Source organism: Micromonospora solifontis (assembly GCF_003725545.1).
In the GTDB taxonomy this organism is placed as follows: Bacteria; Actinomycetota; Actinomycetes; order Mycobacteriales; family Micromonosporaceae; genus Micromonospora; species Micromonospora solifontis.
This window is the reverse complement of record NZ_RJLN01000016.1, coordinates 1-23019: the sequence shown is the minus strand read 5'-3', so window position 1 is coordinate 23019 and position 23019 is coordinate 1. Positions and strand designations below refer to the sequence as shown.

The 23019-nt window shown below is 73.0% G+C and carries 20 protein-coding genes and 2 pseudogenes; 14 read left to right on the top strand and 8 right to left on the bottom strand.

Features of this window, described 5'->3' with window-relative positions; genetic code table 11:
- The first annotated feature begins 48 nt into the window (after positions 1-48).
- From sdhC to EFE23_RS08060, 3 genes are read left to right on the top strand one after another with little or no spacing between them, the layout of a single operon-like run.
- Positions 49-870, top strand: a complete 822-nt coding sequence (sdhC, locus tag EFE23_RS08070) for a succinate dehydrogenase subunit SdhC (protein WP_123240277.1) — start codon at positions 49-51, stop codon at positions 868-870.
- Between the two features lie 11 nt (positions 871-881).
- Positions 882-2795 carry a fumarate reductase/succinate dehydrogenase flavoprotein subunit gene (locus EFE23_RS08065; protein WP_123240276.1) on the top strand — a complete coding sequence of 638 codons (1914 nt, stop codon included), beginning with the start codon at positions 882-884 and terminating at the stop codon, positions 2793-2795.
- Complete coding sequence (locus EFE23_RS08060) at positions 2795-3865, top strand: succinate dehydrogenase/fumarate reductase iron-sulfur subunit (RefSeq protein ID WP_123240275.1); 1071 nt, start codon at positions 2795-2797, stop codon at positions 3863-3865. The genes EFE23_RS08065 and EFE23_RS08060 overlap by 1 nt, the downstream gene beginning before the upstream one ends.
- Positions 3866-3951: 86 nt before the next feature.
- On the opposite strand, the gene EFE23_RS08055 is transcribed toward EFE23_RS08060, so the two are convergent.
- Positions 3952-4392, bottom strand: coding sequence for a (deoxy)nucleoside triphosphate pyrophosphohydrolase (locus tag EFE23_RS08055; protein WP_199736966.1), 441 nt, complete (start codon positions 4390-4392; stop codon positions 3952-3954).
- 184 nt (positions 4393-4576) lie between these two features.
- Here EFE23_RS08055 and EFE23_RS08050 point away from each other — a divergent pair, with 184 nt between their 5' ends.
- The 3 genes from EFE23_RS08050 to EFE23_RS08040 are packed head-to-tail and all read left to right on the top strand — an operon-like array spanning position 4577 to position 5838.
- Positions 4577-4885 carry a 4a-hydroxytetrahydrobiopterin dehydratase gene (locus tag EFE23_RS08050; protein WP_123240274.1) on the top strand — a complete coding sequence of 103 codons (309 nt, stop codon included), beginning with the start codon at positions 4577-4579 and terminating at the stop codon, positions 4883-4885.
- 33 nt (positions 4886-4918) lie between these two features.
- Positions 4919-5281 carry a PH domain-containing protein gene (locus EFE23_RS08045; RefSeq protein ID WP_123240273.1) on the top strand — a complete coding sequence of 121 codons (363 nt, stop codon included), beginning with the start codon at positions 4919-4921 and terminating at the stop codon, positions 5279-5281.
- Positions 5281-5838, top strand: coding sequence for a class I SAM-dependent methyltransferase (locus tag EFE23_RS08040; RefSeq protein WP_199736965.1), 558 nt, complete (start codon positions 5281-5283; stop codon positions 5836-5838). Before EFE23_RS08045 ends, EFE23_RS08040 begins: the two co-directional genes overlap by 1 nt.
- Positions 5839-5863: 25 nt before the next feature.
- Here the strand turns inward: EFE23_RS08040 and EFE23_RS08035 are convergent, their stop codons facing one another.
- On the bottom strand, positions 5864-6343 hold the full coding sequence (locus EFE23_RS08035; protein WP_148058423.1) for a hypothetical protein: 480 nt from the start codon (positions 6341-6343) through the stop codon (positions 5864-5866).
- Positions 6344-6587: 244 nt separating this feature from the next.
- On the opposite strand from EFE23_RS08035, the gene EFE23_RS08030 reads away from it, so the two are divergent.
- On the top strand, positions 6588-7286 hold the full coding sequence (locus EFE23_RS08030) for a SanA/YdcF family protein (protein WP_123240271.1): 699 nt from the start codon (positions 6588-6590) through the stop codon (positions 7284-7286).
- 28 nt (positions 7287-7314) lie between these two features.
- Here the strand turns inward: EFE23_RS08030 and EFE23_RS27995 are convergent, their stop codons facing one another.
- From EFE23_RS27995 to EFE23_RS08005, 6 genes are all read right to left on the bottom strand, one after another.
- Positions 7315-7536 (bottom strand): hypothetical protein, encoded by a 222-nt coding sequence (locus EFE23_RS27995; protein WP_148058422.1) that lies wholly within the window; start codon positions 7534-7536, stop codon positions 7315-7317.
- Positions 7537-7777: 241 nt separating this feature from the next.
- Positions 7778-8824 (bottom strand): hypothetical protein, encoded by a 1047-nt coding sequence (locus EFE23_RS08025; protein ID WP_123240270.1) that lies wholly within the window; start codon positions 8822-8824, stop codon positions 7778-7780.
- Positions 8821-9318: a SigE family RNA polymerase sigma factor gene (locus tag EFE23_RS08020; RefSeq protein WP_123240269.1), complete on the bottom strand. Its 498-nt coding sequence runs from the start codon at positions 9316-9318 to the stop codon at positions 8821-8823. Before EFE23_RS08020 ends, EFE23_RS08025 begins: the two co-directional genes overlap by 4 nt.
- Positions 9319-9802: 484 nt before the next feature.
- On the bottom strand, positions 9803-10888 hold the full coding sequence (gene ychF / locus EFE23_RS08015) for a redox-regulated ATPase YchF (RefSeq protein WP_123240268.1): 1086 nt from the start codon (positions 10886-10888) through the stop codon (positions 9803-9805).
- 99 nt (positions 10889-10987) lie between these two features.
- Positions 10988-11734 (bottom strand): Type 1 glutamine amidotransferase-like domain-containing protein, encoded by a 747-nt coding sequence (locus EFE23_RS08010; RefSeq protein WP_123240267.1) that lies wholly within the window; start codon positions 11732-11734, stop codon positions 10988-10990.
- A 62-nt stretch (positions 11735-11796) separates the two neighbouring features.
- A complete protein-coding gene (locus EFE23_RS08005; protein WP_123240266.1) occupies positions 11797-12252 on the bottom strand; it encodes a hypothetical protein in 456 nt (151 codons plus the stop codon).
- Between the two features lie 389 nt (positions 12253-12641).
- Between EFE23_RS08005 and EFE23_RS08000 the strand changes: the two are divergent.
- The 7 genes and pseudogenes from EFE23_RS08000 to valS form a co-directional block, all read left to right on the top strand.
- A pseudogene (locus EFE23_RS08000) lies at positions 12642-13665 on the top strand (bifunctional transcriptional activator/DNA repair enzyme AdaA); the annotation flags it as partial.
- An 89-nt stretch (positions 13666-13754) separates the two neighbouring features.
- A pseudogene (locus tag EFE23_RS29725) lies at positions 13755-14132 on the top strand (DNA-3-methyladenine glycosylase family protein); the annotation flags it as partial.
- Positions 14129-14641, top strand: coding sequence for a methylated-DNA--[protein]-cysteine S-methyltransferase (locus EFE23_RS07995; protein WP_123240264.1), 513 nt, complete (start codon positions 14129-14131; stop codon positions 14639-14641). The pseudogene EFE23_RS29725 and the gene EFE23_RS07995, both read left to right, overlap by 4 nt.
- Before the next feature lie 37 nt (positions 14642-14678).
- Positions 14679-16493: an ABC transporter ATP-binding protein gene (locus tag EFE23_RS07990; protein ID WP_123240263.1), complete on the top strand. Its 1815-nt coding sequence runs from the start codon at positions 14679-14681 to the stop codon at positions 16491-16493.
- A complete protein-coding gene (locus tag EFE23_RS07985; RefSeq protein ID WP_123240262.1) occupies positions 16490-18391 on the top strand; it encodes an ABC transporter ATP-binding protein in 1902 nt (633 codons plus the stop codon). The genes EFE23_RS07990 and EFE23_RS07985 overlap by 4 nt, the downstream gene beginning before the upstream one ends.
- Before the next feature lie 158 nt (positions 18392-18549).
- The gene (locus tag EFE23_RS07980; protein WP_148058421.1) at positions 18550-20115 is read left to right on the top strand and encodes a trypsin-like serine protease; all 1566 of its coding nucleotides are present in this window, start codon (positions 18550-18552) and stop codon (positions 20113-20115) included.
- A gap of 199 nt (positions 20116-20314) precedes the next feature.
- The gene (valS, locus tag EFE23_RS07975; RefSeq protein WP_123240260.1) at positions 20315-22969 is read left to right on the top strand and encodes a valine--tRNA ligase; all 2655 of its coding nucleotides are present in this window, start codon (positions 20315-20317) and stop codon (positions 22967-22969) included.
- The last annotated feature ends 50 nt before the right edge of the window (positions 22970-23019 follow it).

Here is a 23019-nt window from a genome sequence, read left to right as displayed (position 1 = left end):
GAAAGGTGATCCGCCGCCCCGCGAGGGCCCGTGAGGGAGACAGAGGACATGACATTGAAGTCGCCTCCGACGCCGGCCGCACAGCCCGGACGCGGGCGTGCACGTGCCGCGATCGCGGCGAAGACGTTGCGTACGGACCGCTGGTGGTTCGCACCACTGATCACCGTCGTCGGGCTCACCGCCTGGGTCATCTACGCGACGGTCCGGGTCTTCATGCACAAGTGGTACTGGGTGGACCAGTACCACTACCTGACGCCGTTCTACTCCCCCTGCGTGACCGACCGGTGCGTCGAAGGCTCCTCGCACTTCGGCAGCTTCCTGCCCGGCTGGTGGATCATCCCGGACGCGGCGCTGACCCTGCCGTTCCTGCTGCTGTTCCGGTTGACCTGCTACTACTACCGCAAGGCGTACTACCGGTCGTTCTGGCTGTCACCGCCCGCGTGCGCCGTCCCGGACGGACACAAGGCGTACAGCGGTGAGACCCGCTTCCCGCTGCTCGGCCAGAACCTGCACCGCTACTTCTTCTACGCCGCGTTCATCATCTCGCTGATCAACACGTGGGACGCGATCTACGCCTTCCACTCGCCGAAGGGCTTCGGCTTCGGCCTCGGCAACCTGATCCTGCTCGGCAACGTTGTGATGCTCTGGGCGTACACCATCTCCTGCCACTCCTGCCGGCACATCATCGGCGGCCGCCTCAAGCACTTCTCCAAGCACCCGCTGCGCTACCGGGCCTGGACCTTCATCTCCATGCTCAACGTGCGGCACATGCAGCTCGCCTGGATCACCCTCGGCACCCTGGCGCTCACCGACTTCTACGTCATGGCGGTCGCCGCCGGCTGGTTCAACGACCTGCGGTTCATCAACTGAAGGCCCGGGACATGACTGAGACGCGAATCGAACGACACCACTACGACGTCGTCGTGATCGGGGCCGGCGGCGCCGGCCTGCGCGCGGCGATCGAGGCCCGGTTGGCCGGCAAGAAGACCGCGATCATCTCCAAGTCGCTGTTCGGCAAGGCGCACACGGTGATGGCCGAGGGCGGCGCCGCGGCGGCGATGGGCAACGTGAACCCGCGCGACAACTGGCAGGTCCACTTCCGCGACACCATGCGCGGCGGCAAGTTCCTCAACAACTTCCGGATGGCCGAGCTGCACGCGAAGGAGGCGCCGCAGCGGATCTGGGAGCTGGAGACGTACGGGGCACTCTTCGACCGCACCAAGGACGGGAAGATCTCCCAGCGCAACTTCGGCGGTCACGAGTACCCCCGGCTGGCGCACGTCGGCGACCGGACCGGGCTGGAGCTGATCCGCACCCTCCAGCAGAAGATCGTCTCCCTCCAGCAGGAGGACAAGCGCGAGCACGGCGACTACGAGGCCCGGCTCAAGGTCTTCGCCGAGACCACCATCACCGAGCTGCTGCTCGACGGTGACCGGGTGGCCGGCGCGTTCGGCTACTACCGGGAGTCCGGCGAGTTCATCCTCTTCGAGGCCCCGGCGGTGGTCCTGGCCACCGGCGGCGTCGGCCGCTCCTACAAGGTCACCTCGAACTCCTGGGAGTACACCGGGGACGGTCACGCGCTGGCGCTGCGCGCCGGGGCGACGCTGATCAACATGGAGTTCCTCCAGTTCCACCCGACCGGCATGGTCTGGCCGCCCTCGGTGAAGGGCATCCTGGTCACCGAGTCGGTCCGCGGCGACGGCGGGGTGCTGAAGAACTCCGAGGGCAAGCGGTTCATGTTCGACTACGTCCCGGACGTCTTCCGCAAGCAGTACGCGGACAACGAGGCCGAGGCGGACCGCTGGTACAAGGACCCGGACAACAACCGGCGCCCGCCCGAGCTGCTCCCCCGCGACGAGGTCGCCCGCGCGATCAACAGCGAGGTCAAGGCGGGCCGGGGCACCCCGGCCGGCGGCGTCTACCTGGACATCGCCTCCCGGCTGCCGGCCGAGGAGATCCGCCGCCGCCTGCCGTCGATGTACCACCAGTTCAAGGAGCTGGCCGACGTCGACATCACCAAGGAGCCGATGGAGGTCGGCCCGACCTGCCACTACGTGATGGGCGGCGTCGAGGTGGACCCGGACTCCGGTGCGGCGTACGGCACCGTACGCGGGCTCTTCGCCGCCGGTGAGGTCTCCGGCGGTATGCACGGCTCCAACCGGCTCGGCGGCAACTCCCTCTCCGACCTGCTGGTCTTCGGCAAGCGGGCGGGCGGCCACGCCGCCTCGTACGCCGACCAGCTCACCGCCCGGCCGAAGGTGTCGGTGGCGGCGGTGGAGGCCGCGGTGGAGACGGCGCTGGCCCCGCTGCAGCGGGACACCGGGGAGAGCCCGTACACCCTGCAGCAGGACCTCCAGGCGGTGATGGGAGATCTGGTCGGGATCATCCGCCGGGAGGGCGAGCTGGTCGACGCGCTGGCTCGGCTGGCGGAGCTGCGCGAGCGGGTGGCCAAGGTGAGCGCGGCCGGCGGCCGGCGCTACAACCCGGGCTGGCACCTGGCCCTGGACCTGCGCAACATGCTGGTGGTCTCGGAGTGCACGGCGAAGGCCGCGCTGGAGCGGCAGGAGTCGCGGGGCGGGCACACCCGGGAGGACCACCCGGCGATGGACGCGAAGTGGCGGCGGGTGAACCTGGTCTGCTCGCTGGACGGGGAGACGGTCCGGCTGACCCAGAAGCCCCTGCCGAAGATGCGCCCGGAGCTGATCCAGCTCTTCGACCGGGCCGAGCTGGCCAAGTACCTGACCGACGAGGAACTCGCCGAGTTCGACGCCCTCACCGAGGAGGCGGGCAACTGATGGGGACCAAGAGGCCGTTCCGCATCTGGCGGGGCGACGAGACCGGCGGTGACCTGCAGGACTACACCGTCGAGGTCAACGAGGGCGAGGTCGTCCTCGACGTGATCCACCGGCTCCAGGCCACCGACGCGCCCGACCTGGCATGCCGCTGGAATTGCAAGGCCGGCAAGTGCGGCTCCTGCTCCATGGAGATCAACGGCAAGCCGCGGCTGAGCTGCATGACCCGGATGTCGACGTTCGAGGAGACCGAGACCGTCACGGTCACCCCGCTGCGCACGTTCCCGGTCATCCGGGACCTGGTCACGGACGTCTCCTTCAACTACGAGAAGGCCCGGGAGACGCCGGCGTTCGCGCCGCCGGCCGACCTGGCTCCCGGCGAGTACCGGATGCAGCAGGTGGACGTCGAGCGCTCGCAGGAGTTCCGCAAGTGCATCGAATGCTTCCTGTGCCAGAACGTCTGCCACGTGATCCGCGACCACGAGGAGAACAAGCCGGCGTTCTCCGGTCCCCGGTTCTTCATCCGGGCCTCGGAGCTGGACATGCACCCGCTCGACGCGAAGCCGGACCGCAAGGAGTACGCGCAGGCCGAGATGGGCCTCGGCTTCTGCAACATCACCAAGTGCTGCACCGAGGTCTGCCCCGAGCACATCAAGATCACGGACAACGGGATCATCCCCATGAAGGAGCGGGTCGTCGACCGCAGGTACGATCCCCTTGTGTGGCTTGGTAGCAAGATCTTCCGGAGGGGTCAGGTGCCTCAGACCAGCGTGACCAGCGGGCATTCCAGCGGCGCCGCGACCGCCAGCGCCGCTCACGGCGGGGTGCACTCGCACGCCGGCGGCTCGCACGACACCGCGGCCGAGCGCCAGGCGCAGCAGGGCGTCAACTGGCACCGCGAGGTGCCGCACCCGACCGCCCCGGCGGTCGACGCCAACGGCAAGCTGCCGCTGACGGAGCTGACCTTCGACAAGCCGGCCGCGCCGTCGCCGTTCGGCGACGACGTGACCTTCCCGCTGCCGCCCGAGCACCTCAACTTCGCTCACCCGCAGCAGGACGAGCCGAAGCACTGATCAGCACAGACGTACACGACGACGGGGGCCGCGGCGGATGCCGACGGCCCCCGTCCCGTTTCCGCCCCCGTGTCCGCTCCCGCCGCTCAGCCGTTGGTGAGCAGGGGACGCAACGCGGCGACGATCGGCGCGTCGGCGGGGAGCCAGGGCACGCTGTCGAGCTCGGCGGCGGAGAGCCAGCGCAGCTCGGAGTGCTCAAGGGCCTTCGGCTGGTCACCATGGAGGAGGCGGGCCACGTACACCCGGAGGACGGAACGGCCGTGGGCCATCCGCACGTCGCGGCCGAGCCGCGCGCCGATCTCCACGCGTACGTCGAGTTCCTCGGCGCACTCGCGGACCAGCGCGGCGATCTCGCCCTCGCCCGGCTCGACCTTGCCGCCGGGGAACTCCCAGCGGCCGGCCACCTCCGGGGGTGCGGAGCGGGCGCAGGCCAGCACCCTGCCGTCCGCGATGATCGCCGCCCCGACGACCACCTTCGGTTCCCGTCGCTCCGCCTGCCCGTTACCGCTAACCCGTTCGGTCCGCACGGCCGTCCAGCGTGCCAGATCAATCGGCGGTTTGGGTAGCTGAGGCCGACGTCAGGCCAACAGAAGACGGAAGTGTGGGCGTGGACACACCATCCGCGCGACGACAGACTAGAGGTCGTCGACGAGGACACGGGATGGCGACGATTTGGCCACAAGCCGGCAACGACGCCTGGGAGGTGCGGTGATGCGCGTGCTGTTCAACAGCAGGTCGAAGCACGACTACCTCAGCGACGCCCTCGCCCTGCTGTCCGGGTGGACCCGCGAGGGTGAGCAGATCCGCCGGACCCTCGTCCTGGACGACACCCAGCACGCCGCGCTGACCGAGCGGGTCGCGGTGGTCGCGGACGCGCTCCGGCTGCGCCCCGAGATCAGCCGCCGGGCCGACCGTACGCAGATCAGGGTGGGCCACGGCGACGGCGAGCCGCTCACCGAGGGCGAGGTCCTGCTCGCCGCCCGCATCGAGGACGCGGTCCGCGCGGTCACCACGCCCTGAGTCGACTGGCACGGTCCACCTACCGTCGGACCCATGGCGAGTCCGACGTACGACCGCAGGGAACAGTTCCAGCAGATCCAGAGCGGCCTCCTGGCCGGCGAGCAGATCATCGCCGTCTACGACGCGATCGGCGCGGGTACCGGGTTCATCGGCCTGACCGACCGGCGGGTGATCATCCAGGACCGCTCCTTCGTCGGCAAGAAGTACGCCATCACCAGCATCCCGTACTCGAAGATCACCAGCGTGAGCGTGGTGAGCAACAAGTCCTGGGGCGGCTCGTTCTTCTCCACCGGGGCGATCGCCATCCACGTCGGCACGCACACCTACGAGGTCGAGTTCCGGGGCGCGCAGAAGAGCCACCACGTGCACAACGTGATCCTCCACCACATCTCCTGATGGACGACCGGCTGGCGGCGCTCTACGACGCCGAGAACCCGTGGGGGCGCGACGACGAGTTCTTCCTCCGCCTCGCGGCCGAGACGCCGGCGGCTCGGGTCGTTGACCCGGGCTGCGGCACCGGGCGGCTCACCCCTGGCCCTGGCCGCCGCCGGCCACCCGTCACCGGGGTCGAACCGGCCCGGGCGGCCCTGGACGCGGCCCGCGCCAAGCCCGGCGCCGGGCAGGTCACCTGGATCGAGGGCACCGCCGAGGAACTGCCCGACGCCGCGTTCGACCTGGCCCTGCTGACCAGCCACGTGGCGCAGGAGATCCGAGGCGACGACGAGTGGGCGGGCGCTCTCGCCGACCTGCGGCGTGCCCTGCTGGACGGCGCGCTGGCCTACTGCCCCACTACCTGCTCCCCGGCGGGGAGGCACTGCGCAGCCCCGGCACGCTGCGGTTCCGCACCGAGGCGGAGCTGCGGGAGTCCCAGGCGGTCGCTGCCTTCACCGTCGACCGGGTGTACGGCGGCTGGGCCGGCGAGCCGGTCAGGGCGCGCGACGACGGCGAGCTGATCGTCGTCGCCCGGGCGGTCTGATCTCAGGCGCCGCCCGGACGCCAGCGCCAGATCCGCCAGCACAGCCGCAGCAGATAGAGGTGCACCCCCACCACGGGCCCGACCACGAACATGGCCGTCGCCAGGGTGGCCGAATCAACCAGATGGCCGTGGAGCAGCCCCACCACCGCGATGCTGATCAGGTACAACACCGTGGCAGAAAGGAAGATAAAGCCCAGCGCAGGGACGGCACAGGCGGCACGGGCCGAACCCCGGTGGACCTGCTGAGCCACCTTGAGCGCGACCACCACGGCGACTGCGGGCAGGGCCCACACCATCACGATCACCGCCCGCCGCCCGCCGCCGCCGCTGGCGGCCCACGCGGCGTAGTCGAACCAGCCGAACCCCGGGCCCAGGAACCCGAAGGTCACCATCCAGGTCACGGGCCGCGCCACCAGAGTCACCACGGCGCCGATCACGAGCAGCCGCACCACCTCGATACGCCGCGCCGGAGTCATCGCCACGGCGGCAGTCTGCACCTCCCGGTCTTCCGCCGCTGCCCCTGCCGGAGGGAGACCCGGTGCGCACCGCGCGGGTCGGCGTACAGCGAGGCACGTCCAGCCACGCGAGCAGCGGATGCCGCTCCCCATCGCGTCCTCCTCCTGACGGGCACGTCAGCGGCACAACTTTCGATATACGCACCCAAAGCCAGCCGGCCGGGCGGCGACGGGAACGTCGGCGATCCGCATTCCGGCGATAATCGTGCCCATGCGGGGACGGTTCGGGCTCGTCAAACGGTGGTGGAACGTCCGATGGGTGCGTTGGGCGCTGCTCGCGGTCGCGGCCGGCGCGATGCTGGCGACCGGCGGCAGCGTGGCCAGCGTGGCATGGCTCCGCGGCGGCGCCGAGGGGCACATCTTCACCGAGGCCGACGTGCCGGACGCGCCGGTCGCCCTGGTCCTGGGCACCAAGGTGGAGGCGGACGGCACACCGTCGGCGTTCCTCGCCGCCCGGCTGGAGCTGGCGCAGCGGCTGTTCGCCGCCGGCAAGGTCCACGCGATCCTGGTGTCCGGCGACAACATGCACGCCGGCTACAACGAGCCCGAGGCGATGCGGCGCTGGCTGGTCGACCGGGGCGTGCCGACGGGCAAGGTGGTGCTGGACTACGCCGGCTTCGACACGTACGACTCGTGCGCGCGAGCCAAGCGGATCTTCGGGGTGGACCGGATGACGGTGGTGACCCAGTCCTTCCACCTGCCCCGCGCCGTAGCGCTGTGCCGACACTTCGGTATCGAGGCCAACGGCGTGGGCGACGACACCGTCCGCCAATACTCCAAGTGGCGGATCGGCTCCGTTCGCGAGTACGGCGCCGCGGTGAAGGCGGCGGTGGACGTGCTCTCCGGCCGCGACCCCGTCCACCTCGGCCGCCGCGAGACCGGCATCGACGACGCCCTCCGGGAGGGCTGACCCGACCCCCACGGCCCACCACGGCCCCTCAATCGTTGTCCTGGCCGGTCTCCCCTCGCCGCCCCTCGCGCCACAACTCGTGCCCGCGCATCAGCCACCCGACGCAGAAGACCGCAAACATGATCAGAAAGCACGCGAACAGCACGATGGCGAGCACTGCCGCGACCGGCTGGAACCGCCCTGCATCGCCGTTCCATCCGCTCGCCGCGATCGTTCCAAAACCGGCACATACGATCATGGAAAAGATCAAGCCCGACCGTCGACGGGGTGAGGCTCGCGGGGCAGCTGCAACTCTGGCTCCTTCGTCGCAACGAGACGCGCACAGCCGCGTCGATGACCAGCATCGTCGCAGCACAGGGCTGGAGATCAAAGAGCTAGGAACGCGTGGGCCGCAAGCGTCGGACCGGCCGAGCCGAGATCGCAATCGGCCGCGGCCAGCGGTTCCGGTTCCGTTCGCTCTTCCGCGATGGGTCAGCTGCCCCTGCGCGGCGTCACCCGCCCCCGCCCGCTCGGTCCGGCGAGAGGACGACCTGCCAGGCGCCGGTGATGTGCTCGGGCACGATCTCGATCGTCGCCGAGTCGCCCGGGTGCAGGTCGAGGCCGAACTCGCGCTTCCAGTCACCACCCTTGTCGCCGTACATGCCGTTGCCGGTCATCGCGTAGTCCCACCACTCGCCGGTGGTGATCTCCACACCGTTGATGCGGAGGTGGAGCAGCCCAGGCGTCTGGGCGACCATGTCGATCGAGTCGAGCGTCTTCCACGTCACAGTCCGCCGTACGGGTCGGGTCGGGTCCGCGGCGTCGGATCTGATGATGACGGCGTCCGGGCAGAGCGCCTCGCTGCAGCCGGAGGGCAGCACCTCGGACAGTGGGGCGAGCGTTCCTGACGGCCGGGGTGGCAGCGGGTACCGGTCGAACGGGATCCGCTCACCGACCGCGAGCGCGAAGGTGCCGCTGTGCGGGATCGGCACACCGACGACGCCGGTGTCGTCGAACCGTTCTGCTCCGGTGATCGTGACGACGAAGGTGGCGGGCGAGCCGACCGTGACACCCATCTCGGCCCAGTCCGCGGATCGGTAGGCACCGCCGCAGCCGCCCGACGTGAACTCGCGCCCGTTGACGGTCACCTTCTGCAGAATCCCGACCCGCTCTCCCGAGCCGTCGCAGCGGTTGAAGACGACGAGATCGAGAGTGGTCGGCACGATCGTCAGTTCGAGGCGCTGCTGAGACAGCTCGGCGGACTTCGCGGCCACGACGCGTGCTCCGTTCGCGTACTCCGGGAATCCCTCGATCGTGCGTACCGGCGGCGGGCTGTCCGCCGGGGTGGGGGTGACGTCGGAGTGCAGCCCGGGCACGACGGCGGCCGCCGCGACGCCGGCCACGAGGACGATCGCGCATGCCGCCCAGGTCGCGACGCGCCGGCGCCGGCGGGCGACCACCTTGGCGCGTACGCCCTGCAGTCGCAGGTGGTGCATGACGTGCTCGGCCGGGTCGCCGGAGTGCTCGTCGAGCACCTGCTTCAGGTCGGTCAGGTTCATCCCAGCATCCCTTCCGGCGTCAGCGTCTCGTCGAGGCGAAGCTTGGCCACAGCCCGGCTGGCCTGGCTTTTGACCGTGCCGACCGAACAACCGAGAACCTCGGCGATCTCGATCTCGGAGAGATCCTCGAAATAGCGCAGCACGAGCACGGCACGCTGCCGCCGGGGTAGCCGGCCCAGCGCCCGCCAGAGGCTGTCCCGATTGTCAAGGCCGGCGTGCGGGTCGGCCTCGACCGACATCTCCGGAAGGTCGGCCGTGGGCAGCTCACCCCGCCATCGGCGCCGCCACGACGACGCGTACGCGTTCACGATGATTCGCCGCACGTACGGCTCCGGGTCACCGTCGATGCGCCGCCACGCCTCCCAGGCCCGCGCCAGCGCGGTCTGCAACAGGTCCTCGGCCGACGCCCAGTCGCGGGTGAGCAGGAACGCGGTGCGCAACAACCGCGGTGACCGGGTGACGACGAAGTCGTCGAAGCCCTCCGGTGTGATCACGTGCCCGCCCTTCTGTTCAGTCGGTCACCGGGTAGTACCGCCTGGGACCCGAGAAGGTTGCATGCGAGGCAGGGCCGAAGTCACGATTCGCGCCCAGGCCACTGCCTTGGAAGGTTCGCCGCTCGGGGTTCACTCCGCAGTCAGGGGAACCGGCTGACTGTCATCTGGGCGTCATCTGGAGAGCGGGCATTCTCGTCAACCTCGATGGTGGTGACCAGCCAGTGGCCACTCCCCTTACCCAACCCGCCCCGCAGATGCGCTCCGAGGATCGCGATCCCGCCGGCCACCCAGACCACGAAGAACCAGGAGAAGGGTTGCCTGACGAACTGGGTGATGCCGAAGAGGAGGATCAGCGTCCCACCGCGGCGAGTAGGAACTCTGCCTTACTCGGGCGGATCCGATATCTCGGCATGCCCAGGAGGCTACCTGGCACCGCAACGCCACTTCGCCTGTCTGCACCGGGCACGGGCGCCTGATGCCGGATTCAGACGTTGAAGCGGAACTCCACCACGTCGCCGTCCTGCATGACGTACTCCTTGCCCTCGATCCGGACCTTGCCGGCGGCCTTCGCCGCGGCCATCGATCCGGCCTCGACCAGGTCGGCGTAGGAGACCACCTCGGCCTTGATGAAGCCGCGCTGGAAGTCGCTGTGGATGACCCCGGCGGCCTCCGGCGCGGTCGCCCCGACCGGGACGGTCCAGGCCCGCGCCTCCTTGGGTCCGGCCGTAAGGTACGTCTGGAGCCCGAGCGTGCGGAAGCCGACGCGGACGAGCTGGTCCAGGCCCGGCTCCGACTGGCCGATCGACTCCAGCAGCTCGCGGGCCTCGTCCTCGGGCAGGTCCACCAGCTCGGACTCGATCTTGGCGTCCATGAAGACCGCCTCGGCCGGCGCCACCAGGGCACGCAGCTCGTCGAGGAACTCGGCGTTGCCCAGCTCGGCCTCGTCGACGTTGAACACGTAGAGGAACGGCTTGGTGGTGAGCAGGTGCAGCTCGCGCAGGTGCTCCAGCTCGATCTTGGCGGCGGCCGCGCCCGCGTACAGGGTGGTGCCGTTGTCCAGGACCTCGACCGCCTTCTTGGCGGCCTCGACGGCGGCGGCCCGGTCCTTGCGGAGCTTGGCCTCCTTCTCCAGCCGGGGCAGCGCCTTCTCCAGGGTCTGGAGGTCGGCCAGGATCAGCTCGGTGTTGATCGTCTCGATGTCGTCGGCCGGGGAGACCTTGCCGTCGACGTGCACCACGTTCGGGTCGGAAAAGGCCCGCACCACCTGGCAGATCGCCGAGGCGTCGCGGATGTTCGCGAGGAACGCGTTGCCCCGGCCCTGCCCCTTGGAGGCGCCCCGGACGAGCCCGGCGATGTCGACGAACGAGACCGGCGCCGGCAGCACCTTCTGCGAGGAGAAGATCTCGGCGAGCTTGGTCAGCCGCTCGTCGGGGAGCCCGACCACGCCGACATTCGGCTCGATGGTGGCGAACGGGTAGTTCGCGGCGAGCACGTCGTTCTTGGTCAGCGCGTTGAACAGGGTGCTCTTGCCCACGTTGGGCAGGCCGACGATGCCGATGGTGAGACTCACGACGAGCCAGCTTACGCGGTTCGCGGCCGGCAGCGGGCAGGCAGGTGCACCAAAGCCGGGAAAAGGGACGGCGGTCACCGTGGGTGCCCGCCGCCGGGCTCAGCCGGACCGCGCGGCCAGCAGCCGGGGCTCGATCCGGGTCTCCCGGGCGGTGCCGTCCGGAGCACGGGTCACCTCGTACGCGGCCACGCCCTCGCGGTCGGCCACCGCCTCGACCAGCTCGGTCCCCCGGTAGACCAGCCCGACCCCGTCGTCGGTGCAGTGGCTGGTCGGCAGGGTGCCCTCGGCGACCAGCCGGTGCATCAGCGGGCGGCGCTGCTCCTCGCTGTCGTAGTGCACGCCGTTGCCGTACGGGAGCCAGCCGAGCCCGTCGGTGAACGGCCGCAGCTCCGGGCCGTAGCTGTCGGTGGCCCCGCCGAGATGCCAGCAGATCGACCCGGCGGAGACGCCGCCGAGCACCACCCCGGCCTGCCAGCACTCGTGCAGGATGTCCGGCAGCCCGTGCACCCGCCACACCGCGCAGAGGTTGGCCACGCTGCCGCCGCCGACCCAGATGACGTCCTGAGCGAGCAGGTGCGCCCGGATGTCGTCGACGTTGGGCATCGGGAACAGGGCCAGGTGGGAGGCGCGGAACGGGGTGCCGGCGAAGGCGCCGTGGAAGAGGGTCAACGAGGTGGGCTGGTCCCCGACCGCCTGGTTCAGGTAGCAGATCCTCGGCGCGTCGCCGGCCTGGGCCAGCTCGGCCATCAGCTCGAAGACCGGTCCGGGCCGGACGTCCAACGGGCCGCGGCGGCGGCTGCTGAAGCCCATGCTGGTGGCGACGATGGTCGGTGCGCTGGCGGGCACGGTTTCCCCCTCAGGTCGGCGATGGTCACGATCATCATGCCCGGTCGGCGGGGCCGGCGAGGTCAGCCGGCGAGGAGGCGGGACAGGTCGGTGGCCTCGTCGCCCCACTCCGGCAGGACGCCGGGCGGCAGGTCGGCCGCGGCGGCACGCGGCAGGTCGAACCGGTGCACCGCCGCGGGGCCGGCCGCGTACGACCGGTCGAGCAGCCAGCGCACCTCGTCGACGGTCCAGCCCAGCCCGCGCCGGCCGGCGATCTCCCGGAGCAGCCGCAACCCGACCCGGGTGTCGTCGTCGTAGAAGCGCACGCACCAGTGGTGCGCCCACATGCCGAGCGCGCGCAGCTCCGCCGCCTCGAGCGAGCCGGCGAGCCGGCCGCAGGCGGTCTCGGCGAAGGCGCGCCCCGGGCCGTCGGCCCGGTCCCGCTCGATCGCGCCGTACGCGGCCGGCGCCACCACCCGCATCCGGTCGTAGAAGCCCTGCACCACCGCGCGGTCCAGCCGGATCCGCCCCGACCGCATCAGCGGGCACCTCGCCCGGCCACGCTCGCCATTTCCCGCACCTTTTCTTGAGTTGGTGGCGGGACCCTACCGACCACTACCGACACTTTCCGCGCCGGAACCCGTTGCGGCGCCGGGGTTTCCCGGGTTGCCGCAGGTCAGCGCCGCCGGGCGAGCGGAGGCCCCGGGATGCGGCAATCCGCGCCGCGGCCGCCCGGACGGACGGGGCGACGGCCGGCGGCCGGGCTGCGGGCAGGGCGGGGGACGGGGGCGACGGCCGGCGGGCCCGGCAACGGGCCCGGAGGCGGGCGGGCGCGGAGGCGGGCGGGCCCGGAGGCGGGTGCGGGCGTGGACGGCCAGGTCCGAATCCCGCCAGCCGGGGGCTGGACCTGCGAGGCAGTATCGGTGGCGTGGAGTTGGACTTTGAGCGGTGCTACCGCGCCGTCGACAGCCGCGACCAGCGGTTCGACGGGTGGTTCTACACCGGCGTGACCTCGACCGGGATCTACTGCCGGCCGTCCTGCCCGGCGATGACGCCGAAACGGCAGAACGTCCGGTTCTTCCCCTCCGCCGCGGCGGCGCAGGGGGCCGGGCTGCGCGCCTGCCGCCGGTGCCGCCCCGACGCGGCGCCGGGCTCGCCGCAGTGGGACGTCCGGGCGGACGTGGTGGGGCGGGCGATGCGGCTGATCGCCGACGGGGTGGTCGACCGGGACGGGGTGCCGGGGCTGGCGGCCCGGCTCGGTTACACCGAGCGGCACCTGCACCGGATGCTGCACGCCGAGCTGGGGGCCGGGCCGCTGGCGCTGGCCCGGGCGCAGCGCGCGCAGACCGCCCGGATTCTCATCGAGACCACCGGCCTGGGCATGGCCGAGATCGCGTTCGCCGCCGGCTTCGGCAGCGTCCGGCAGTTCAACGACACGGTCCGCGAGGTGTACGGGGCCGCCCCGTCCGACCTGCGGGTCACTCGGGGCGGGCGGCCGGTGGCGGGCGGGGCGGGGACGATCTCGCTGCGGCTGGCGTACCGGCCGCCGTTGCACGCGGCGGCGCTGCTGGACTTCCTCGCCGTGCGGGCGCTGCCCGGCGTGGAGGAGGTGCGCGACGGCACGTACCGGCGGGGGGTCCGGCTGCCGCACGGCGCCGGCAGCATCGCGCTGACCCCGGCGGACGGGTACGTGGCGGCCACGCTGCGCCTGACCGACCTGCGCGACCTGTCCCCCGCGGTGGCCCGCTGCCGTCGCCTGCTCGACCTGGACGCCGACCCGGTGGCGATCGACGCCACCCTGGCCGGGGACCCCGCCCTGGCGGCCGCGGTCGGCGCGGAACCCGGCGTCCGCCTCCCGCACGCGGTGGACGGCTTCGAGATGGCCGTCCGCGCCATCACCACCCAGCAGATCTCCCTGGCCTCCGCCCGCACCACCCTCACCCACCTCCTCACCGCCACCGGCCCCGGCCGCTCCGTCGATCATGAGGTTGACGGCGAAGTCGATCTCCGAAACAGCAGCCAACTTCATGATCGACGGGAGCTTGCGGCGTTCCCGGGCGCGGAGGAGGTGGCGGGGTTGCCGGACAGCGCGTTCCGGATGCCGGCGGCGCGGCGGGAGACGCTGCGCGGGCTGGCCCGGGCCGTCGCCGAGGGAGAACTGGACCTGGAACCGGGTGGCGACCGGGAGGAGACCGTCCGGCGGCTCGTCGCGCTGCCGGGGATCGGGCCGTGGACCGCCGGTTACGTCGCGATGCGGGCCCTCGGCGACCCCGACGTCCTCCTCCCCACGGACCTGGGCGTACGCCGGGGCGCGACCGCGCTCGGCCTGGCGGGCGGCCCGAAGACCCTGAACACCTACGCGGACCGCTGGCGCCCCTGGCGGTCGTACGCGGTGATCCGACTCTGGAGAGCGGCATGAGCACCCTGGACAGCATCGTCATCGAGACCCCGGCCGGCCCGCTGAGCGTCCTCGCCGGCCCGTCCGGAGCGGTACGCGCCGCCGGCTTCACCGCCGACCCGGCGGCCCTGGTGCCGCTGACCCACCCGAGCCTCCGCGGGGACCTGCGCGAACGCGCCGACCTCGGCCCGGTGAGCGCCGCCGTCCGGGCGTACCTGGCCGGCGACCTGACCGCGATCGACATGGTCGAGGTGGAACAGCACACCGACGGGGCCTTCCTGGCGCACGCCTGGCGGGTGCTGCGCGACGTCAAGCCGGGCGAGCCCGTCACGTACACCGGCTTCGCCGGGCTGGCCGGGCGGCCCGCCGCGGTACGCGCCGCCGCGGCGGCCTGCGCCCGCAACGCCGCCGCGCTCTTCGTCCCCTGCCACCGGGTGCTGCGCACCGACGGCACGCTCGGCGGCTACCGCTGGGGGCTGGACGTGAAGAAGTGGCTTCTCGGGCATGAGGGACGCCTGACGGGAAGCTGACAGCGGGGCGGTCACCCCCTGCCGCTACCGTCGGGTAGTGCCTGCGCAGAGCGACGGCAGCCCAGCGGCGCGTGACGACGCCCGCACCCACCCGCTGCGCAACCTCTGGCGGCTGCGTCCCTACCTGCGTCCCTACGCCACCGAGTTCGCCTGGCTGCTGCTCGCCGCCCTGGCCGCCACGGCGGCGAGCCTCGCGGTGCCGCTCGTGGTGCAGCGGGTGGTGGACGGGCCGGTGGCCCGGCACGACGGGACGGGCCTGCTCCGGCTCGGCGCCCTGGCCCTCCTGCTCGGCGTGGCCGAGGCGGTGCTGATCTTCATCCGGCGGTGGACCCAGTCCTCCTCCTCGGTCGGCATGGAGGCGGCGCTCCGGGCCGACCTCTACGCCCACCTGCAACGCCTGCCGGCCGGGTGCCACGACCGCTGGCAGTCCGGCCAGCTCCTCTCCCGGATCACCAGCGACCTGTCGGTGATCCGCCGGTTTCTCTCCTTCGGCCTGCTCTTCCTGGTGCTCAACCTGGTCACCTACGCCGCCGTGGTGGTGCTGCTGATCCGGCTGCACCCGTGGCTCGGCCTGCTGGTGGCGGCCAGCGCGGTGCCGCTGTTCCTGATCAGCCGCCGGTTCGCCCGGCACTACCACGCGGCCTCCCGCCGGATGCAGGACCAGCAGGGCGACGTGGCCACCCTGGTCGAGGAGACCGCGCAGGGACTGCGCACCATGCGGGCGTACGGGCGGGGGCCGGAGCTGGCCGCCCGGTTCGGCACCGGCGCCCGCACCCTGCACGACATCGGCCTCGACAAGGCGCGGCTGCTGGCCCGGACCTCGGCGCTGTTCGACCTGGTGCCCAACCTGACCCTCGGGGTGGTGCTGGTGGCCGGCGCGGCCGCGGTCGCCCGGGGCGAGCTCACCATCGGCGAGCTGGTCGCCTTCGTGAGCCTCCAGCTCATGCTGATCTGGCCGGTGCAGTCGCTCGGCTGGATCATCGCCAACGGGCAGGAGGCGGCGACCGCCGCCGACCGGATCCAGGAGGTGCTGGACACCCCGCCGACCATCGTGGACGCGCCGCACGCCCGGGCGCTGGACCGCGGCCAGGTCCGGGGCCGGCTGCGCTTCGAGCGGGTCGCCTTCGGCTACCCGGGCGCCGGGTCGCCGGTGCTGTGCGAGATCGACCTGACCATCGAGCCGGGCGAGACGCTGGCCCTGGTCGGCGCGACCGGCTGCGGCAAGAGCACGCTGCTCTCGCTGGTCCCCCGGCTGCACGAGGTGACCGCCGGCCGGATCACGCTGGACGGGCACGACCTGCGCGACCTGCGGCTCGGGTCGCTGCGCCGGCTGGTCGGGGTGGCGTTCGAGGAGCCCACCCTCTTCTCCATGTCGGTCTGGGAGAACCTGACCCTCGGCCGGCCGGACGCCGGCGAGGACGAGGTACGCGCCGCGCTGGCGCTGGCCCAGGCCGAATTCGCGTACCGGCTGCCGTGGGGGCTGGCCACCCGGGTCGGTGAGCAGGGGCTCTCCCTCTCCGGTGGGCAACGGCAGCGGCTGGCGCTGGCCCGGGCGGTGCTCGGCCGGCCCGCGCTGCTCGTCCTCGACGACCCGCTCTCCGCGCTCGACGTGCACACCGAGGCGCTGGTCGAGGCGGCGCTGCGCCGGGTGCTGCGGGACACCACCGCCCTGCTGGTGGTGCACCGGCCGTCCACGGTGGCGCTCGCCGACCGGGTCGCGCTGCTCGACGGCGGACGGATCGTCGCCGTCGGCACCCACTCCGAACTGCTGGCGGGCGTGCCCGCCTACCGGGCGGTGCTCTCCGCCGAGCCGGAGCGACAGCACGGCGGCGTCGGCCTGGTGCACTCGTGACCGGCGCGCCGGGCGGGCCACCCCCGGTCCCCCGGCCGCGCCGGCCCCCCGACGACGACGTCGACCTGTCCCGCTGGCGGGGGCGGGCCACCGACCCGGACGCGGACCGCAGCCGGGCCGAGGACACCACGCCGGAGGCGGTGGCCCGGCTCCGCGCCCGCAGCCGGGCGCTGCTCGGCCGGCTGCTGCGCCCGCACCGGGGGCGGCTCGGTCTGGCGGTGGCGTTGCTGCTGGTGCAGAACGCCGCCGCGATGGCCGGCCCGTACCTGGTCATGCTCGGCATCGACCGGGGCATCGGTCCGCTGCGGGCCGGTGACGCCGGTCCGCTGATCGCCGTCGCCGCCGCCTTCGCCGGGGCCACCGGCGCGGAGTACGCGGCCCGGCGCGGCTTCCTCTCCCGCTCCGCCCGGATCGGCCAGGCCGTGCTGCTCGATCTCCGCCGCCGGGTGTACGCCCACTTCCTCCGCCTCGACGTCGGCTTCCACGAGCGGTACACCTCCGGCCGCATGGTGTCCCGGCTGACCAGCGACCTGGACTCGATCGCCGAGCTGGTCGACGGCGGCGTCGACAAGCTGGTGATGGCGGCGCTGTCGGTGCTGTCGGTGGCGGGCATCCTGCTCTGGCTGGACCCGCCGCTGGCCGCCGTCACCCTGCTGGCCTTTCCGTTTCTGTTCCTGCTCTCCCGCTGGTTCGCCCGCGCCTCCGCCGGGGCGTACCGCCGGACCCGGGAGGCGGTGGCGCTGGTCATCGTCCACTTCGTCGAGTCGTTGCGGGGCATCCGGGCGGTGCAGGCGTACCGCCGGGAGTCGCGCAACCAGCGCATCTTCGCCGCGGTCAACGACGACTACCGGCAGGCCAGCCTGGCGGCGTTCCGGCTGATCGCGGTCTACTCGCCGGGCATCCGGCTGATCGGCAACCTGACCGCCGCGCTGGTGCTCGGTTACGGCGGCGCCCGGGTGCTGGGCGGCGCGACGGAGGTCGGGGTGCTCGCCGCGTTCCTGCTCTACCTGCGCCGCTTCTTCGAGCCCATGGAGGAGCTCAGCCAGTTCTACAACGCCCTCCAGTCGGCCACGGCGGCGCTGGAGAAGCTGGCCGGGGTGCTCGACGAGCGGCCCGCGGTGGCCGAGCCGGAACGGTTGGTGCGGCTCCCCACGGACCCGCGCCGGGGCGCGGTGGCCTTCCGGTCGGTCACCTTCGGCTACCGGCCGGACACGCCGATCCTGGCCGGGCTGGAGCTGACCGTGCCGGCGGGGCAGACCGTCGCGCTGATCGGACCGACCGGCGCCGGCAAGTCCACCGTGGCGAAGCTGCTCGCCCGGTTCCACGACCCGGTCGCCGGCACCGTCAGCCTGGACGGGGTGGACCTGCGGGACCTGGCCGACGCCGAACTGCGCCGGGCGATCGTCCTGGTGACCCAGGAGAACCACCTGTTCAGCGGCTCGGTGGCGGAGAACATCCGGTTCGGCCGGCCGGACGCCGACGACGCGGCGGTGGAGGCCGCCGCCCGCGCGATCGGCGCGCACCCCTTCATCGCCGCGCTCCCCGACGGGTACGCCACCGACGTGCGCCGCCGGGGCGGCCGGCTCTCGGCCGGGCAGCGCCAGCTCGTCGCGTTCGCCCGGGCGTTCCTCGCCGATCCCCGCGTGCTGATCCTGGACGAGGCCACCTCGTCGCTGGACGTGCCCACCGAACGCCTGGTGCAGCGGGCGCTGCGCACCGTGCTGCGGGACCGCACCGCGCTGGTCATCGCGCACCGGCTCTCCACGGTGGAGACCGCCGACCGGGTGCTGGTGCTGGACGGCGGCCGGATCGTCGAGGACGGGTCGCCGGCCGAGCTGGCCGCCGCCGGTGGCCGGTACGCCGCCCTGCACCGCCAGTGGCGGGACTCGCTGATCTGAGCGCACGGGGCGGCCGGCGAGCGGTGCTGCGGCTAGACTTCGCGATCATCGATCGGCCCGTCCCGGGCTCCGCTCCGGGGCGACCCGACGCGGGACGCCGACGGGCCGATCGGCATCGCCGACACGGGGAGGTTCGCGGCGTGCGTATCCGCCGACGCGTGATTGTTGCCGGAGTGGCGGTCGCCTGCACGATCGGGGCGACCGCGGTGGGGGTGAGCCAGGGCGGCGACGCCGACCGGGCACCGGTCGCCGCCACCGCCGTCGAACGGCCGGGCGTCGACGACCCGGTGCACGGCCCGGTGGACGATCCGACGGCGACCGCGCAGGCCGGCCTCGGCAGCCGCGGCGGCGGCACGACCAGCCCCGGTGGCCGTCCGGCGTCCACCGGCGCCGCCGCGACCACCGCCGCCCGGCCGGCCGCCCAGGTGGCCGCGGCCGCCCCCGCCTCGGTCGGCTACCTGCGCGAGCGCTACGGCGTCTCGGCAACCGAGGCGGCCCGGCGGCTCGCCCTGCAGGAGTACTCCGGCCCGCTCGCCGACCGGCTGGCCGCCGACCAGCCCGGCACCTACGGCGGCATGTGGCTGGACCAGACCGCCGGCGGGGTGCTCGTCGTCGCGGCCACCGACCCGGCCGCCGTACGGGCGGCCGTGGCCGACGCACCGGACGCCGCGCACGTACGGGTGGTGACGGTACGGCACCCGCTGCGCCGGCTCACCGACGCCGCCGCCCGGCTGGCCACCACGCTCGGCGGGACCGTTGGCGAGGACGTGGTGGTGGACCCGCGGCGCAACGCGCTGGCGGTGCTCACCGGGGGGCGGATCGCCGCCGACGACAGCCGGCTGACCGCGGCGCTCGCCGCCGCCGGCGTGCCCGCGACTGCCCGGCCCCGCCCGGCGGGTGTGGTGCCGAAGGCGTGCGACCCGCGCTACTGCGCCCAGGCGCCGATGCGCGGCGGCATCCGGCTGGACGTGCCGCGCGACGACGGCACGGTCGGCGGCTGCACCGTCGGCTTCAACATCCGTTCCCGGGTCGGGCAGTGGTACATCCTGACCGCCGGGCACTGCGTGGTCGGCGGCCGGCACCAGCACGTCGACCAGACGTGGCACCAGTACCTCGGGCCGAAGGTGCCGGTCTCGGTCGAGTCGACCGCCCCGGTGCTGGCCGAGAACGCCTTCCCGAACGACTACGCGATCATGCCGTACCAGCCGGGGGCGCTGCAGCGCTGGCAGTACCCGGGCGCCGCCGGGCCGAGCCTGGTCAACTACTGGTGCGTGGCCGACAACCCGGCCTGCACGGCCAGCCGGGACGTGCCGATCACCGGGTACGTGCCGTACAGCGCGATCCAGACCGGCTGGGTGGTCTGCGCGACCGGGTCCGGCTACACGCCGAAGTCCGGCGAGGTCTACGTCGACTCCGGTGCCGGGGCCGGCTACGTGCCCGGCACCCGCTGCGGCGAGATCTACGACAAGACCGGCGGGGGCATCGACGTGCACATCTGCGCCCGGCCCGGCGACAGCGGCGGCCCGCTCTTCACCGAGTCCGACGGCAAGGCGCTGGGCATCCTCTCCGACGGCGACCCCGGTTCGGGCCCGTGCACCAACCCGGACGAGCGCAACCACTACGCCCCGGTCTCCACCATCCTGGCCCGGGTCAACGCGTTGCAGGGCGGCCCGGGCTACTTCCAGCTCGCCACCCGGGGCCCGGGGGCCGGCCTCGCCCGCTGACCGCGCCACCGCGTCCCGCCCGGGGGCTCGCCGGGCGGGACGCGGTCCGGGGTCGCGGCGCGGCGGCGGACCGGCCCGCATCCGGTCCGGCGCGCCGCCCGGCCTCGCAGAGCCCGGATCACGGCCGCCCGCCGCGCCCGGACGCCGGTAGCCGGCAAAGGTGTGGAGCCGTCCGTCACCGGGTGCCTACGATCGGGCGATGACCGATACGGCGAGGACGGCCCGCGCCGGTGTCCCCGAGCGTCCCACCCTGGACGGCATCGAGGAGACCTGGGCGCGCCGCTGGCAGGAGGACGGCACCTACGCGTTCGACCGCACCAGAGCGGCTGTCCGGGGTCACGGCGCGGCGGCGGACGCGCCGATCCCGGACGGCCGGGGGCAGGACGTGTACGCGATCGACACCCCGCCGCCGACCGTATCGGGCGAGCTGCACATGGGGCACGTCTTCTCGTACACGCACACCGACATGGTGGCCCGGTTCCAGCGGATGCGCGGGCGGACGGTCTTCTACCCGATGGGCTGGGACGACAACGGCCTGCCCACCGAGCGCCGGGTGCAGAACGTGTACGGGGTGCGCCCCGACCCGGCCCTGCCGTACGACCCGGACTGGCGGCCGCCGGCCGCGCCGGTGAGCGACGACGCCCGGAAGAATCCGACCACCATCTCCCGGCGCAACTTCATCGAGTTGTGCGAGCTGCTCACGGCGGAGGACGAGAAGGTCTTCGAGGCGCTGTGGCGGCGGCTCGGGCTGTCGGTGGACTGGTCGCTGACGTACACCACGATCGGGCGGGTGGCCCGGGCGACCAGCCAGCGGGCGTTCCTGCGCAACCTGGCCCGGGGCGAGGCGTACCAGGCCGAGGCGCCGACGCTCTGGGACGTCGGGTTCGCCACCGCCGTCGCCCAGGCGGAGCTGGAGGACCGGGAGCGGCCCGGCGCGTACCACCGGCTGCGGTTCCACGCGCCGGACGGCCGGGAGGTGCTGATCGACACCACCCGGCCGGAGCTGCTGCCGGCCTGCGTGGCGCTGGTCTGCCAGCCCGGCGACGAGCGGTACGCGGACCTGGTCGGCGGCACGGTGCGTACCCCGGTCTTCGGGGTCGAGGTGCCGGTGCGCGCGCACCCGCTGGCAGACCCGGCCAAGGGCACCGGCATCGCGATGGTCTGCACCTTCGGCGACCTGGCCGACGTGACCTGGTGGCGGGAACTCCAGCTGGACACCCGGGTGGTGATCGGCCGCGACGGGCGGCTGCTTCCCGAGCCGCCGGCCGGCGTGCCGGCAGAGCCGTACGCGGCGCTGGCCGGGCAGACCGTCAACGGCGCCCGGCGGACGATCGTGGAGCTGCTGGCCGACGCCGGCGACCTGGTCGGCGAGCCGCGCCCGATCACCCACCCGGTCAAGTTCTACGAACGCGGCGACCGGCCGCTGGAGATCGTCTCCACTCGGCAGTGGTACCTGCGCAACGGCGGCCGCGACGCCGGCCTGCGGGACGATCTGCTGGCCCGGGGCCGGGAGCTGCACTGGGTGCCGGAGCACATGCGACACCGCTACGAGCACTGGGTGGGCGGCCTGACCGGCGACTGGCTGGTCAGCCGGCAGCGGTTCTTCGGCGTGCCGGTGCCGGTGTGGTACCGGCTCGACGACGCCGGCGAGCCGGACTGGTCGCAGCCGCTCACCCCGGACGAGTCGATGCTCCCGGTCGACCCGACCAGCGAGCCGCCGCCGGGCTTCGCGGAGGAGCAGCGCGGCGTGCCGGGCGGCTTCGTCGGCGACCCGGACGTGCTGGACACCTGGGCGACCTCGTCGCTCACCCCGCAGATCGTCGGCGGCTGGGAGACCGACCCGGACCTGTTCCGCCGGGTCTTCCCGATGGACCTGCGCCCGCAGGGCCACGACATCATCCGGACCTGGCTCTTCTCCACCGTGGTCCGCTCCCACCTGGAGTTCGGCGTGCTGCCCTGGCGGGACGTGGAACTCTCCGGCTGGATCCTGGACCCGGACCGGAAGAAGATGTCCAAGTCCAAGGGGAACGTCGTGACCCCGATGGGGCTGCTGGAGCAGCACGGCTCGGACGCGGTGCGCTACTGGGCGGCCAACGGCAAGCCGGGCATGGACCTCTCCTTCGACCCGGCGCAGATCAAGGTGGGTCGCCGGCTCGCCACCAAGCTGCTCAACGCGTCGAAGTTCGTGCTCGGGCTGGGCGCCGCCGACGCGTTGCGCGCCCCGGACAACTCCGGCTCGGCGCGCCGCGACCTGGAGCTGTCGGCCACCGCGCCGCTGGACACCGCCATGCTCGCCGAACTCTCCGGCGTGGTCGCCGCCGCGACCACCGCCTTCGACGGGTACGACCACACGGCCGCGCTGATGGCCACGGAGGCGTTCTTCTGGCGGTTCTGCGACGACTACATCGAGCTGGTGAAGGAGCGCGCCTACGGCACCGGGCCGGGGGCCGACTCGGCCCGGGCGGCGCTGGCCACCGCGCTGTCGGTGCAGTTGCGCCTCTTCGCCCCGGTGCTGCCCTTCGTCACCGAGGAGGTGTGGTCCTGGTGGCGGTACGGCTCGGTGCACCGGGCGACCTGGCCGACCACCTACGAGGTGGGCCGGGCGGTGCGGGGGCCGGCTGACCCGGAGCTGCTGCGGCTGGCCGCGGACGCGCTGGGTCAGGTGCGCCGGGCCAAGTCGGAGCGGAAGCTGTCGATGAAGGCGGAGGTGCCGCTGGCCGAGGCGCTCGGCCCGGCCGCCCTGCTCGACCGGCTCACCCTGGTCGCCGACGACCTCAGGTCGGCGGGCCGGATCGCCAAGCTCGACCTCCTCCCCGACCGCACCACCGAACTCGTCATCGCCTGCGCCTTCTGACCCCCGCGCCGCCCCACCCCGCGCCGCGCCGCGCCGCGCCGCGAAGATCG